This is a genomic window from Dysosmobacter sp. Sow4_B12 (assembly GCF_052116665.1).
Classification (GTDB): domain Bacteria; phylum Bacillota; class Clostridia; order Oscillospirales; family Oscillospiraceae; genus Oscillibacter.
Window position 1 is genome coordinate 30,124 of sequence record NZ_JBQKKR010000005.1, and the last position, 12,752, is coordinate 42,875.

Genomic DNA, 12,752 nt, shown 5'->3' on the forward strand with positions numbered 1-12,752 from the left:
CAAGCTGCTCCGCTTTCCCCGGAAATATTCTGAGGCGGAGCCTGCCGCGGCAGGCTCCGGCCTCAAAGGAAAGAGAGAATATTGGCAGTTGAAAACATTCCCGGAATCAAGCCGGGTCTCGCGTATCGTTACTTCTTCGCCTGCTCCGCCGCCTGCCGTTCCAGATATTCCTCCTCTGTCAGCAGCGTCAGCGCGCCGGTGGGGCACACCTTCACGCAGGCGGGGAGCAGTCCGGCCTTCTGCCGTTCGATGCACGCGTCGCACTTTCGCATCTTGCCGTCGTCACCGAAGGTGGGCACACCGTAGGGGCAGGCCATGGCGCAGCTGTGGCAGCCGATGCAGTTGGTGTTGTCGTACAGCGTAAAGCCGGTCTCCTCATCCTTGTACAGACAGCCGACAGGGCGGCCCATGACGCAGGGCGCGTCTTCGCAATGCATACAGGCGGTGGAGAAAAAGTGGAGGTCGCCGTGGACTCCCTCCTGGGTATAGGTGTGACGGAAGGGCTGGTGGCCGCAGGAGGCGTCGATATCGTTTTGATCCATGCAGGCCAAGGCGCAGGCTCCGCAGGCCGAGCATTTGGCCGTATCAAAATACAAATGGTATTTCATAGCTTCAGCCCTCCTTTCGCACCGCGCAGCGGATGGAACGATACGCGGGGAATCCGGAATAGGGGTCCAGATGGTCGCTGTCCGTCAAGAGATTGGCGTCCGCTTCGGAATAGCCGTGGAACAGGTTCACAAGCCCCTCCGGTACGCTGAGCGTCGGATGTACGCATACGGTGATGCTGCCCCGGGCGGTGGAGATGACGATCCGGTCGCCCTCCTTCACGCCCAGCCGCCGGCAATCCGCCTCGTTCATATCCGCGGTAGGCTTCGGGCGCAGGCTCCGGTTGTTGGGGACGTTGCGCAGGCGGGAGTGGATAGCGTTGGGGATGCGGCTTCCGGATGTAAAGACGAAGGGATACGCCTCCGGATCGGCATCGTCCAGGGGGTCCTTATAGGTAGGCAGCGCGTCCAGCCCCCACTCGGGATGCTGCTCGATGATCGCGCTTTTCAGCTCAAACTTTCCGGTGGGCGTGGCCAGGCCCCGCTTCAGCTCCATGAGGTCCTCGTGCTCCGCGATGGGGGCGATCTTGACCGGCAGGTCCACTTTTTTCAGCTCTTCCGTGGTGGCACCGTACTCATCCAGGACATACTTCTGGATAAAGGATTCGTAGCCCTCCTTGAGCTGCTCGTCCGGCAGGTCCATATAGTTGGCCAGCTCTGTAATGATCCGCACATCGCTCTTGGACTGGCCCAGAGGCGCAATGGCCGGGCTGGTGTACCAGGCCAGGCCGCCGTTGTAGGGCTTGAACTCGCCCCGCTCAAAGCTGGAGCAGGCGGGCAGGACAATGTCCGCGTACTTTGCCGTGTCGGTCATAAAGAGGTCCGTGTCCACGAAGAAGTCCAGGGACTCCAGGGCACGGAACATCCGGGCGGAATCCGGGAACATGCGGGCGTTCATACCCAGGGCGAACACGGCGCGAATCGGGTAAGGTGTGCCCTCCAGGATCTGGCGGGGCATATCCATCGCCTGCATCTCCCGCTCCAGGTAATTCCACAGGGGGAAGCGGGGCGCGCCTACGGGCTCCTTTGCGTTTTTGGGGTAATTCTCCCACAAGTAATCGTGCTCCCGGGTGGTAAAGCCGCAGGATACGTGCATAAAGGTATGGGGCTCCAGCAGCTGGCCGCCCTTGCGGTCAAAGTTGCCGGTGATGGCCAGCAGCGCCATCACGGCCCGGTAGTTCTGCAGTCCGTTGCGATGGTGGCGGCGGTAAAGCGGCGTCCGTTCTGCATCACGGCGGTCAGCTGGCCGTTCTCCTCCCGCTCGATGTGGGAGAGCATCTGCTCGCAGGCCACCTGGACGCCCTTGGCCTCCAGGTCCGCCTGGGCGCGCTTGGCAGTCTCCTCAAAGGCGGCTACATAGAACATCCACTTGGCGCCGTCCACCAGCGTACAGGGCACGCCGTAGGCGACCATGTCCTCCACGACCTTGATGCCCACCCAGGACGCGCCGATGACCAGGGCGCTTTTGATCTCGCCCTTTTCCAGCATCCCTTTCAGCTGTACGGCATCCTGCGCCGTGCGCATTTTGAACACGCCGGGCAGGTCAATACCCGGCAGCGGAGGCATGACGGCGGAGGCGCCGGTGCTGGTCAGAATCTTGTCATACCGCTCCTGGCTGCCGTCGGCAAACCTCAGAATCTTCCCGGCGGGGTCCAGGTCGGTCACGGGCTTTTCCGCGTGGAAATGGATGTCCATCTCCCGGATGATCTTCTCCAGGGAGCCAAAGGGAAACAGCGCCTCATAGGGGATCGCGCCCTTGACATAATAGGTGGTCAGCATGGGGTTATAAGGGGGGATATCCGTATCGCTGTAAACATCTATCACAGCGTCGCAGCCGGCCTTGCGGATCGCCTGAACGGCGCGGAAGCCGGCGCAGCCAAATCCAATCACAGCAATTTTTTCCATTGTATCAACCCACATGGCCGCAGCAGGAGTGTCCGGAAGCCTCCGGCCTCTGCTTGAAGGTGTTCCGCGTGCATCTAATACCGGCATTTCCCCTCCGGTCTATGCTTTGATCGAAGTCATACATGTCCAATAAATCCTCTCTTTCCGCGTCTCTATTTGTCCGGTTTCCGCACCGGCAGCATCACAGGGGTCAAACGCCCAACAGGGACAGCAGCCCCACCGCCGCAGGCGGCACCAGAAGGGCCGGCAGCAGGTTCAGCGTTTTGAACTGCTTGATGTTCAAAATGCTCAGTCCCGAGCTGAGAATGAGAACTCCGCCCACCAGAGAGATCTCTGTCAGCAGGTCCGGAGTCAGATGGGGTGCGATAAGGTTGGCCAGCAGGTAGATGGAGCCCTGCCAGCAAAACAGTACGCCGGCCGCGATGGCGATCCCCAGCCCAAAGGTGGAGGAAAGGACAACGGAGGTAATGCCGTCCAGAATGGCATTGGTAAATAGATAGGTGTGGTTTCCGTTCAGCGCGCTTTCAATGGGACCCAGGATGGACAAGGTCCCTGCACAGTACAGCAAAATAGCGGTGGAAAGTCCCTTGGCCAGATTCGAACCCTTGGAAAAGCGGGAGACCAGCCGGTCAAACGCCGTGTCCAGGCTCAGCCGGGTGCCGATCAGGCCGCCCAGGGCCAGGCTGACGATAAACAGCACATGATACATGCTCTGGGGCATTGCGCCCACGATGGAGTTGATGCCCAGGGCTGTTGCCGCAAGGCCCATGGAATCCATCATGATGGACTGGTACTTTTCTCCGATCCCTTTCTTCAGCGCACTGCCAACGACGCTGCCAAGCAAGATCGTACCGGCGTTGGCAATCGTTCCTATCATAACAGCACTCCTTTCCTTCCTCTCTTTTGCCGGATTCGTCTCCGGCATCCAGCTGCGCAAACCGCTGTGCCGCTTGATCTCTCCCAAAATTTTTCCCTTCGGCATCTTGCTTTTTTGCTTAACTTAACTTATCATGTATTATAACATGTTTGAGTGAAAATCAAGTATTCCTTGCTGCTTCTTATATTGGAAGGCCCAGCTTGTTATACACGCTTTCCCCCTTCCCTTCCGCTTTCGAAGCGGACCGGCGTCCGCCCCGGCTGTATACTGAGAAAACGCTGTTTACAAGATCGAAATCACAATATAAAATAAAATAGGTTTCCAAGCCGCGGGACCTAACGCCTCTGCCATGGTCCACGGCCAGGCTCCTCCTTTGGGGAAGCCTCTGAGTTGCGCTGGAAACGGCACAGCTTTCCGTGTTTGAGAAGGAGACAGTCAACATGCAGGCATGTTCCGCCTTGGTATGGCCGCATTTTGACGAAGCGCAGACTGTCTCCCCATGGAGACCGTCTGTTTTTTGTCCCATGACAAGACCGCTGTTGGAGGATGGATAACATGCTGAACAACCCCGATTATGTAACGGCACGCGGGATTCTGCTGGACGCCGCAGCCGCCGTTGGAGCAGAGCAAACCCCGCTCAGCAAAAGCGGCGGGAGAGTTCTGGCGCGGGACCTGACCGCGGCAGAGCCTGTGCCCCCCTTTGACCGCTCCCCTTACGACGGCTATGCGCTCCGTGCCTCCGACACCGTCCACGCATCGAAAAAAACGCCTGTGACCCTGCGGGTTTTGGAAGAGATCCCCGCCGGCAGGGTCCCCGCCGCCGCTGTCAAGGAAGGGACGGCGGCGAAGGTCCTGACCGGTGCGCCGATCCCCGAGGGTGCGGACGCCGTCATCAAATATGAGCGCACGGTATTCACGGATGAGACGGTCACGGTGTTTTGCCCGCTGGCGCAGGGCGAAAACATCGTCCGGGCCGGTGAGGATGTGCGCCGCGGCGATGTGCTGGCACACAGCGGCAATGTGATCGATCCGGGGACCGCGGGGGCGCTGGCCGCGCAGGGCGTCACAGCGCCGCTGGTCTACCGTGTGCCAAAAGTCGGCATCCTGTCCACCGGCAGTGAGCTGGTCGATGCCGGCGAAGTGCCCAGGCCGGGAAAAATACGCAACTCCAACCGGCATATGCTGGAAGCCGCTCTGACGAGTATGGGCTGCGAGCCGGTCTGGCTGGGCACAGCGGAGGATTCCGCGGAAAAAATATGCGCCCTCATTCAGCGGGGACTTTCGGAATGTGACGCCGTCATATCCACCGGCGGCGTATCCGCGGGGGATTATGACCTGACGCCGGACGCTATGGAAAAAGCCGGTGTGGAGCTGCTGTTCCGGGGCGTTGACATGAAGCCCGGTATGGCCTGCGCCTGCGGTGTCCGAAACGGAAAAATCGTCTGCGGCCTGTCCGGCAATCCCGCCTCCTCCATGACCAGCTTCTATGTGGTCGCCGTTCCCGCCCTCAAAAAGATGATGGGATACCGTTCCCCGCTGCCCCGGGAAATTCAAGTAAAGCTCTCCCAGGACTTTGATAAGGAAAGCCATAGCACCCGGTTCCTGCGGGGAAGGCTGGAGCTGAAAGACGGCATGGCCTGGATGGCCCTTTCAAAAAATCAAGGGAATGTGGTGCTCAGCAGTATGATTGGCTGCGATATGATGGCGCTCATCCCCGCGGGAAGCGGGCCGATCAGCGCCGGTACGGTGCTGCGCGGATTTTTTCTGTGAACATCCTCCCATTCCCGTCCGCTCTTCGCCGGAGGCCGGCTGAACCGGGAAAGCCCCCGGCCATGACACAAATCACACATTCGGAAGGTACTGAAAATGACCGACGCATTCGGAAGAGAAATCTATTATCTGCGATTATCAGTGACGGAGCGGTGCAATCTTCGCTGCCGGTACTGCATGCCCGCAGACGGTATCTGCAAAAAAAGCCATGAGGACATGCTCACGGAGGACGAGATGATCCTGGCGGTGGAGGCCGCCGCCGCGCTGGGATTTAAAAAGCTGCGCATAACCGGCGGAGAGCCGCTGGTCAAAAAAAATCTTCTCTCCATCTGCTCCCGCGCCGCGGCAGTGGATGGGATCGAAGAGATCTGTCTGACAACAAACGGCACTCTGCTGCCGCATCTTGCAAAGCCGCTGCGGGAAGCAGGTGTCAGCCGTGTGAACATCAGTCTCGATACACTGGACAGAGAGAAATACGCCTATATGACCAGGCGGGGCGCCCTGTCCTCCGCCCTCGCGGGTATTGAGAGCGCCATTGACGCCGGCTTCACGCGCATCAAGATCAACACGGTATTGATCGGCGGCTTCAACGACAATGAGATCTGTGACCTGGCAGCGCTCACTGTCAACTATCCTGTCGATGTGCGCTTTATTGAGCTGATGCCCATGGACGGCAGCCGCGGCTTTGACCAGGCGGCCATGCTCCCCTGCGAGACCGTTCTGGACCGCCTGCCGGAATTAAAACCAATAGAAGCTGGCGACGGCGTGGCAAGGCTCTACCGTCTGCCTGGCGCCCGGGGAAATATCGGTCTGATCAGCCCGGTGAGCCGACACTTTTGCGCGGCGTGCAACCGCATCCGCCTGACAGCGGACGGAAAGCTGCGCCCCTGCCTTCACTCTTCAGCGGAGTACAGCATCAAGGGACTGGATTTTGACGGGATGGTGGAGCAGTTTCAAAAAGCCGTTCTGGGAAAACCCATGTGCCACGGTGAGCTTTCCGCGGTAAAGCGCAGCGGCGCGGGGCGCATGATGAACCGCATCGGAGGCTGAGTATGGAAGGGATTCCTGTTCTTGCGTTTGCCGCGTATTCCGGCACGGGAAAAACAACGCTGCTGGAAAAAGTCATTCGGACTCTGAAGCGCCGGGGCATGCGGGTCGCCGTGATCAAACACGACGGCCATGACTTTACGATCGACCGGGAGGGGAAGGACTCCTGGCGCTTTACGCAGGCGGGCGCGGATATCTCCATCATCAGCTCCGCCGCCAAAACCGCGCTGGTCGAACAGCGGCCGCTCTCTTTCGCGCAGGCCGCCGCCATGGTGCATGATGTGGACTTGATCCTGGTGGAGGGCTATAAGCAGGAGCCCCTCACCCAGATTGGCATTTTCCGGAAGGCATCCGGAAAGGGGTTTACCGCGGATATCAGCCGCTACGCGGCGGTGGTGACGGATGCGGACATGGGGGACGTGAACATCCCCCGGTTTGGATTTGAGGATATAGAGGAGTTGACGGAATTTATCATGAACCACATGGATGATTTTACCCACTTCAACGAGCAGGGACGGGCGAAGATGGTGGATGTGGGCGAAAAGGGACCCACCCACCGCACGGCGGTGGCAGGCGCCCGCGTCTTTGTCAGCCGGGAAACCTTTGCACTGATCCGCAGCGGCGGGATGAAGAAGGGTGATGTTCTGACAGTGGCGCAGATCGCCGGCGTGATGGGCGCCAAACGCACACCGGAGCTGATCCCCATGTGCCATCCGGTGCAGGTCAACGGGATCGATCTGACCCTTTCTCTCGACGAGGCGCGCTGCTGCGTGGATATCCGGGCGGCTGTATCCTGCGACGGGCGGACCGGCGTGGAGATGGAGGCGCTGACAGCGGCCTCCACCGCGGCGCTGACCGTCTATGACATGTGCAAGGCTGTCCAAAAGGACATTGTGATCTCCGATATCCGCCTGCTGGAAAAAACCGGCGGTGTCCACGGGGACTTCCGCAGAGGGGAGGATCTGCTATGAGCTGCACAGCGGCGGTCATTACTGTCAGCGACAAAGGGGCCCGGGGCGCCCGTGTGGATACCAGCGGCCCAGCGGTGTGCGCAATCCTGCGGGAGGCCGGCTGGGATGTGGTGTACACAGCCATGGTGCCCGACGAACAGGAGCAGATTCAGCGTGAGCTGCTTTGGTGCGCAGATGAAAAGCACGTCAACCTCGTGCTGACCACAGGCGGCACCGGCTTTTCTCCCCGGGACGTGACCCCGGAGGCCACCCTTGCGGTCATAGAGCGGGAGACCCGGGGGATCCCGGAGCTCATGCGGGCGGAAAGCATGAAGATCACGCCCCGCGGCTGCCTCTCCCGTGCCGCCGCGGGCATCCGTGGAAAGACCCTGATGGTCAATCTTCCCGGCAGCGAAAAGGCGGCCAGGGAAAATTTGCTGGCCGTGATCGGCCCCATCCGGCACGGGATCGACATGCTGCTGTCCGCCGGCTCGGCTGACTGCGCTCAGGAGGCGCGGCCCCTCGGAAAGCCGGCTCCGTCCATGGACGCGTGGCTGAATGAGGCAAAGGCCTCCCCCAACGCCTCCAAGATCGGCATGTACCTCACCCACAGCGGCACCGTCCGGGAAACGGCCAAGGCAGCCGTGCGAAACGGCGATGAGGCCGCCGTCCCCGTCAAGGGGATGCAATTCTCCTACGACGCGGCAAAGGTCTCCGCGGCGGTCAAGGACACCTACCGATTAGATGGCATTTACTACGTCAAGGCTTGGCTCAATGCGGGAACGCTCCAAGTGGGGGACGATATCATGCGCGTCCTCATCGGCGGCGACATCCGCCCCCATGTGGTGGACGCCCTTCAGTATTTGGTGGGCCGGCTCAAGGAGGAGTGCGTCACTGAGACCGAACTGCATTGAGCCCTGCCAAACGCCCGCCCGGGAGCCCCGCACGGACCGCCAAGCGGCCGTTTGACAGGCGCCGCAGCCAGACCATCACGGCATCAAGCACAACGCAAAACGGGCGGGCCCTTCGGCCCGTCCGTTTACTTTTCCCCTGTACAGCGGCTCCGCTGGACGGCAATGGTGGCCAGAGAGTCCCCCAGTTGGGTCAAAATGGCCGCGGCCAGCTCCAGGTCCTCATCGCTCAGCCGTCCCGCGATGGACACCGCCAGCGCCCCCACAGCCGTGGTCAGCGCCAGAGGATCACAGTCACAGCCTCCCATAGCATCACCATGACCAGCTTATGTGCTCCGCCGCCTGTCAGTTCCCCTTCGGGGCGTCCGCCGGGTCCATAGGGAACACCGTCAGCTTCTCGCCGCCGCCCCACACCGCCAACAGCACCGCTGTCTCGTCCTGGTAGCCCTGCCGCAGCAGCGCCCGCCGGACCCAGGCGTCCTCCTTCCCCGCTTGGCGGATATTCTCCTCCAGAAGCCGCCCGTCCATGACGAAGGGCGTCTGGACCTGGGACTGCTTGGGATTCAAATCCAGGTCCGCGGGAGTGGCGGGGCGGTCCGCCTCCTTGGGCAGGAAGCTCACCACACCGTTGTGCTCCAGCACCGCCGACTGGAGCTGGTTTAGGTCGAACCAGCCTCCGATGCGGCAGTAGGTGAGAAACTCGCTCAGGTCCAGCCGGGCCTTTTTCAGATTTTCCCGGTAGATGACGCCGTTTTCCAGCAGCACCAAGGGTTTGCCCGTCACCAGGGCGCGGACCTTCAAGAATTTGTTGGTGAGAACGGAAATGACGAAGGCCGTCACACCGTAGATGACCAGCGCCGTCAGCGGCCGCAGAGGCTCTTCCAGCTCCGTGGCCAGCTCCGCCGCGATGGAGCCGATGGTAATGCCCACCACATAGTCGAACATGGTCATCTGGGACACCTGCTTCGTCCCCATGAGCTTCGCCAGCAAAAACAGCACCGCGATGGACAGCAGCGAGGAAAGGGCCGCCAGTGCGGCCTGGGCAGCATACTGCACAAAAACGCCTCCCGGGCAATGTCGTTTCCGACAGTATGCCCCGGGAGGCGCTTTTCATTCACTCTTTCAAGCTGCCGTGAACGGGAGGCTCCGCGTGGGGAGCGCCGGCGTGGTGGGCGTTGGTGTGCACATTGATGTACTGGGCCTTCAGCTTGGAATACAGGATGGTCTGGCTGGAATAAAGGCCATTGTAGCCGGAGAGCATGTAGCTGATGCCGCAGGCCAGAGCGAAGTACAAAAGGCCGCCGTCGCCGAACAACTCCACCGACAAAAAGATGGAGGCCACCGGGCAGTTGACGGCGCCGCAGAACACGGCCACCAGCCCCAGCGCCGCCGCGAAGCCGGCGGGAATGCCCAGCAGGGGGCCCACCACACAGCCGAAGGTGGCTCCCACGAAGAAGGAGGGCACCACCTCGCCGCCCTTGAAGCCGGCGCTCAGCGTAACGGCGGTGAACAGCAGCTTCAGCAAAAAGGCCGCCGGATGGGCCGTTCCCTCCTCCACGGCCCGGGTGACCACGTCCATGCCGGCGCCGTTATAATCCGTGGTGCCGCAGAGGTACGTCAGGGCGATGACGGCGAAGCCGCCCACGACCACCCGCACCCAGGGGTTGGGGATGCGCTTTGCCATCTGGTGCTCGGCGAAATGGATGGTGTTGCAGAACAGAATGGACACCAGGGCGCACAGGGCCGCCAGCACCGCCACCTTCAAAAGCATCACCACCCCCAGCTCCGGCATGGCCACCGTGAAGTGGGTTGGCTCCACGCCCATGACCAGGGACACGCCGTAGGCCGTGAGGGAGGCCGTCAAGCAGGGGATGAAAGCGGCGTGGTACATGACGCCGATGCTGATGACCACCATGGCGAATACCGTGGCCGTCAAGGGCGTACCGAACAGGGCGGCGAAAAAGGCCGCCATGCCCGCCATGGTGGCGGTGCGCAGGTCCCGGTCATCCAGATGGAACAGCCGTCCCGCCTGGTGGCCGATGGTACCGCCCATCTGCAGCGCGGCGCCCTCCCGTCCGGCGGAGCCGCCGCACAGGTGAGTCAACACCGTGCCCAGGAAGATGGCGGGCAGCAAAAAGATGGACAGGCCCTTGCCCAGGTGCACGGCGTCAATGATGTCGTTGGTGCCCTGTCCCTCGGTTTTTGTCAGCTTGTAAAAGGCCACGATCACCAGGCCCGCCAGCGGCAGGCACCATAAAAGCCAGGGATGCGCTCCCCGCAGGGTTGTGGCCTCGTGGATGCCGATGTGGAACGCGGAGCCGATCACGCCGCAGACCACACCGATGACCACCGCCACCGCCAGCCATTTGGCCAGGGCCTTGATATAAAGTGCCACACGGCCCAAAAAGGCCGTCATTCTCTCTGCGATGGGTTGTTCCATGATAAGTTACGCCTCCGCTGCCGCGGGAACGGGGACCGCCCTGCCGTCCAGGCGGGTCTCCAGCACCTCCGGCGTTTTCAGATACCGGCTGAAGGCCGCGAAGAACCGGGAGTACTCGATGCCCGTGGCGATCCGCTCATCCATCACCACGCCCAGGGGCATCAGCTTTTTGCGGCTGCCCTCCGGCGCCATGGGGTCCGGCACGGGCTTGCCCATGCACACGAACACGCTGGTGGTGCCGAATTCATAGCAGTGGTGGAAAATGTAATTGGTGTTGATGGAAGCCAGGTTCGTAATGAACAGGCTGGTGTGGAAGGGGCTCAGCTCGATGATCTTCCCGGGCAGCAGGTTGTGCTGGTCCAGATGGTAGGCAAGCCAGAACACGATGCGGGCAAAGCCGGGGATGGAAAAGGCCAGGTTCGCGAATTTATCCGTATTGTTGTTGTGGACCGCCACCAGGTTCCGGTCAATGTGCTCCTTGATCTTCTCGCTGATGGAAAACACCGTGTCCGCCGGGTCCAGGAAGATCTTCAGGGTCGTCTCATCCGGTGTACCGTCGGCCCGGGTCTTCAAAATAACAAAGCTGAAGCAGAAGTGGTTGCGCTGGTACACCTTCCGGTTCATGATGAAGTTGTTCACCTTCGGATTTTCCAGCGCCGCCTTATAATAGGCCGCCACCAGGACGCTCATATGGGTAACGCTGAGACCCTCCCGCCGCTTCCGCCGGATATAGTTGCGCATGATGTCTTCATCCACATAATCATTGGCCCAGTTCTGGGCGTCATATCGGTGGGGCATGATATAGGGAAGCGCCTGCACGATGGGGCTCAGCCCCTTGACACGTGTTCCGTCCGCTCTCATGGCTCTCTCCTCACTCTCTCCAAAGCTGGAGGGCAGTTTCCCTCCGCCAGGCTTGCATACACAATAAGTATATAAAAATTTCGTTAAAATTTCAATATTTTCCTGTGTCTTTTTTCACAAGCGGTCAATTTGTATAAGCATTCTCTGTATCTTCTCCCGCCAATAGTCTGAATTTTCGGTTGATTCTTCCGATTCACTGTCGTATACTGGACGGAAAGTGATACAACTGAAAAGGAGATGTCTGATGATGAAATACGGACGCACCTATAATTTCTCCGCCGGCCCCGCCATGATGCCGGAGGAGGTGCTGGAGGAGATCGCCGCCGAAATGCTCAATTACCACGGCAGCGGCATGTGTGTCATGGAGATGAGCCACCGCTCCAAGGTGTTCCAGCAGATCCGGGACGAGGCGGAGGCCGATCTCCGGACTCTCATGGGCATCCCGGACAATTACAGGGTCCTCTTCCTCCAGGGCGGCGGCACGCTGGAGTTCGCCATGGTGCCTATGAACTTGATGAAAAACGGCGTGGCCTGCTATGTGGAGACCGGCGCCTGGTCCAAAAAGGCCATTGCCGAGGCGAAGAAATACGGCGAGGTGAAGATCGTCGCCTCCTCCGCCGACAAGAACTTCTCCTACATCCCCGACTGCTCGGACCTGGACATTCCCGAAAACGCCGACTACGTCTACATCTGCGAAAACGAGACCATCAACGGCACCACCTACCACACTCTGCCGGACACCAAGGGCCACGTGCTGGTGGCGGACCAATCCTCCATGTTCCTCTCCCGCCCCTGCGACGTCAGCCGCTACGGCCTCATCTGGGCCGGCGTGCAGAAAAATGTGGGGCCCGCCGGCATGTCCATCGCCATCATCCGGGAGGACCTGCTGCGGGAGGACCTGCCCGATTTCGTGCCCACCTACCTGCGCTACAAGACCCACGCCGACGCCGACTCCCTGTACAACACCCCCAACTGCTGGGCCATCTACTGCTGCGGCAAGGTGTTCAAGTACCTGCTGAAAAACGGCGGACTCGCGGCCATGGCCGCCCGGAACGAGGAAAAGGCCGCCGTGCTGTATGACTTCCTGGACCAGAGCCGCTTCTTCACCGGCGCCGTCCGGAAGGAGGACCGCTCCCTCATGAACGTGCCCTTCGTCTCCCCCTCCAAGGAGCAGGACGCCGACGTGGTGGCCGCCAGCAAGGCCGCCGGCTTCGACAACTTGAAGGGTCACAAGTCTGTGGGCGGCCTCCGGGCCTCCATCTACAACGCCATGCCCAAGGAGGGTGTGGAGGCCCTGGTGGAGTTTTTGAAGGCCTACGAGGCGGAGCACCTGTAAATTTCAGATCACGCGAAAAAATGCCTTCGCCGCTCATTCCGGCGAAGGCA

13 protein-coding genes, 1 pseudogene and 1 riboswitch are annotated in these 12,752 nt (G+C 60.7%); of the genes and pseudogenes, 6 read left to right on the forward strand and 8 right to left on the reverse strand.

Going from position 1 to position 12,752, the window contains the following annotated elements; genetic code table 11:
- Positions 1-128: 128 nt before the first annotated feature.
- The 4 genes from ACTQ4R_RS07140 to ACTQ4R_RS07155 form a co-directional block, all read right to left on the reverse strand.
- Positions 129-608 carry a 4Fe-4S dicluster domain-containing protein gene (locus tag ACTQ4R_RS07140; protein WP_441627243.1) on the reverse strand — a complete coding sequence of 160 codons (480 nt, stop codon included), beginning with the start codon at positions 606-608 and terminating at the stop codon, positions 129-131.
- Between the two features lie 4 nt (positions 609-612).
- Positions 613-1,770 (reverse strand): molybdopterin dinucleotide binding domain-containing protein, encoded by a 1,158-nt coding sequence (locus ACTQ4R_RS07145; RefSeq protein ID WP_441627353.1) that lies wholly within the window; start codon positions 1,768-1,770, stop codon positions 613-615.
- Positions 1,770-2,510 (reverse strand): FAD-dependent oxidoreductase, encoded by a 741-nt coding sequence (locus tag ACTQ4R_RS07150; protein WP_441627245.1) that lies wholly within the window; start codon positions 2,508-2,510, stop codon positions 1,770-1,772. Before ACTQ4R_RS07150 ends, ACTQ4R_RS07145 begins: the two co-directional genes overlap by 1 nt.
- A gap of 190 nt (positions 2,511-2,700) precedes the next feature.
- The gene (locus ACTQ4R_RS07155; protein WP_441627247.1) at positions 2,701-3,387 is read right to left on the reverse strand and encodes a DUF554 domain-containing protein; all 687 of its coding nucleotides are present in this window, start codon (positions 3,385-3,387) and stop codon (positions 2,701-2,703) included.
- A 307-nt stretch (positions 3,388-3,694) separates the two neighbouring features.
- Positions 3,695-3,834: riboswitch (molybdenum cofactor riboswitch) on the forward strand.
- Between the two features lie 108 nt (positions 3,835-3,942).
- Between ACTQ4R_RS07155 and ACTQ4R_RS07160 the strand changes: the two genes are divergently transcribed.
- The 5 genes and pseudogenes from ACTQ4R_RS07160 (at position 3,943) to ACTQ4R_RS07180 (ending at position 8,068) form a co-directional block, all read left to right on the forward strand.
- Positions 3,943-5,157: a molybdopterin molybdotransferase MoeA gene (locus tag ACTQ4R_RS07160; protein ID WP_441627249.1), complete on the forward strand. Its 1,215-nt coding sequence runs from the start codon at positions 3,943-3,945 to the stop codon at positions 5,155-5,157.
- A 96-nt stretch (positions 5,158-5,253) separates the two neighbouring features.
- Positions 5,254-6,207: a GTP 3',8-cyclase MoaA gene (gene moaA / locus ACTQ4R_RS07165; protein WP_441627251.1), complete on the forward strand. Its 954-nt coding sequence runs from the start codon at positions 5,254-5,256 to the stop codon at positions 6,205-6,207.
- A 2-nt stretch (positions 6,208-6,209) separates the two neighbouring features.
- Positions 6,210-7,175: a cyclic pyranopterin monophosphate synthase MoaC gene (gene moaC, locus ACTQ4R_RS07170; protein ID WP_441627253.1), complete on the forward strand. Its 966-nt coding sequence runs from the start codon at positions 6,210-6,212 to the stop codon at positions 7,173-7,175.
- Positions 7,172-7,597, forward strand: a pseudogene (locus tag ACTQ4R_RS07175) (MogA/MoaB family molybdenum cofactor biosynthesis protein); the annotation flags it as partial. The gene moaC and the pseudogene ACTQ4R_RS07175, both read left to right, overlap by 4 nt.
- A gap of 30 nt (positions 7,598-7,627) precedes the next feature.
- Entirely contained in the window at positions 7,628-8,068 is a 441-nt protein-coding gene (locus tag ACTQ4R_RS07180) for a molybdenum cofactor biosynthesis protein MoaE (RefSeq protein ID WP_441627355.1), read from the forward strand.
- Between the two features lie 125 nt (positions 8,069-8,193).
- Here ACTQ4R_RS07180 and ACTQ4R_RS07185 read toward each other — a convergent pair whose 3' ends face one another.
- The 4 genes from ACTQ4R_RS07185 to ACTQ4R_RS07200 are packed head-to-tail and all read right to left on the reverse strand — an operon-like array spanning position 8,194 to position 11,366.
- The gene (locus ACTQ4R_RS07185) at positions 8,194-8,373 is read right to left on the reverse strand and encodes a DUF6774 domain-containing protein (RefSeq protein WP_441627255.1); all 180 of its coding nucleotides are present in this window, start codon (positions 8,371-8,373) and stop codon (positions 8,194-8,196) included.
- A gap of 37 nt (positions 8,374-8,410) precedes the next feature.
- Positions 8,411-9,121 (reverse strand): DUF421 domain-containing protein, encoded by a 711-nt coding sequence (locus tag ACTQ4R_RS07190; protein WP_441627257.1) that lies wholly within the window; start codon positions 9,119-9,121, stop codon positions 8,411-8,413.
- Between the two features lie 58 nt (positions 9,122-9,179).
- A complete protein-coding gene (locus tag ACTQ4R_RS07195; protein WP_441627259.1) occupies positions 9,180-10,505 on the reverse strand; it encodes a chloride channel protein in 1,326 nt (441 codons plus the stop codon).
- Between the two features lie 6 nt (positions 10,506-10,511).
- Entirely contained in the window at positions 10,512-11,366 is an 855-nt protein-coding gene (locus ACTQ4R_RS07200; protein ID WP_441627261.1) for a hypothetical protein, read from the reverse strand.
- A gap of 244 nt (positions 11,367-11,610) precedes the next feature.
- Here ACTQ4R_RS07200 and serC point away from each other — a divergent pair, with 244 nt between their 5' ends.
- A complete protein-coding gene (gene serC, locus ACTQ4R_RS07205; RefSeq protein ID WP_441627263.1) occupies positions 11,611-12,702 on the forward strand; it encodes a 3-phosphoserine/phosphohydroxythreonine transaminase in 1,092 nt (363 codons plus the stop codon).
- Positions 12,703-12,752 lie beyond the last annotated feature (50 nt).

Excerpts from the sequence above, each read along its gene's own strand:
- ACTQ4R_RS07140 (WP_441627243.1), bottom strand. The coding sequence starts at position 608 with ATGAAATACCATTTGTATTTTGATACGGCCAAATGCTCGGCCTGCGGA.
- ACTQ4R_RS07145 (WP_441627353.1), bottom strand. The coding sequence starts at position 1,770 with ATGGCGCTGCTGGCCATCACCGGCAACTTTGACCGCAAGGGCGGCCAG.
- ACTQ4R_RS07150 (WP_441627245.1), bottom strand. The coding sequence starts at position 2,510 with ATGGAAAAAATTGCTGTGATTGGATTTGGCTGCGCCGGCTTCCGCGCC.
- ACTQ4R_RS07155 (WP_441627247.1), bottom strand. The coding sequence starts at position 3,387 with ATGATAGGAACGATTGCCAACGCCGGTACGATCTTGCTTGGCAGCGTC.
- ACTQ4R_RS07160 (WP_441627249.1), top strand. The coding sequence starts at position 3,943 with ATGCTGAACAACCCCGATTATGTAACGGCACGCGGGATTCTGCTGGAC.
- moaA (WP_441627251.1), top strand. The coding sequence starts at position 5,254 with ATGACCGACGCATTCGGAAGAGAAATCTATTATCTGCGATTATCAGTG.
- moaC (WP_441627253.1), top strand. The coding sequence starts at position 6,210 with ATGGAAGGGATTCCTGTTCTTGCGTTTGCCGCGTATTCCGGCACGGGA.
- ACTQ4R_RS07180 (WP_441627355.1), top strand. The coding sequence starts at position 7,628 with ATGCTGCTGTCCGCCGGCTCGGCTGACTGCGCTCAGGAGGCGCGGCCC.
- ACTQ4R_RS07185 (WP_441627255.1), bottom strand. The coding sequence starts at position 8,373 with ATGGGAGGCTGTGACTGTGATCCTCTGGCGCTGACCACGGCTGTGGGG.
- ACTQ4R_RS07195 (WP_441627259.1), bottom strand. The coding sequence starts at position 10,505 with ATGGAACAACCCATCGCAGAGAGAATGACGGCCTTTTTGGGCCGTGTG.
- ACTQ4R_RS07200 (WP_441627261.1), bottom strand. The coding sequence starts at position 11,366 with ATGAGAGCGGACGGAACACGTGTCAAGGGGCTGAGCCCCATCGTGCAG.
- serC (WP_441627263.1), top strand. The coding sequence starts at position 11,611 with ATGATGAAATACGGACGCACCTATAATTTCTCCGCCGGCCCCGCCATG.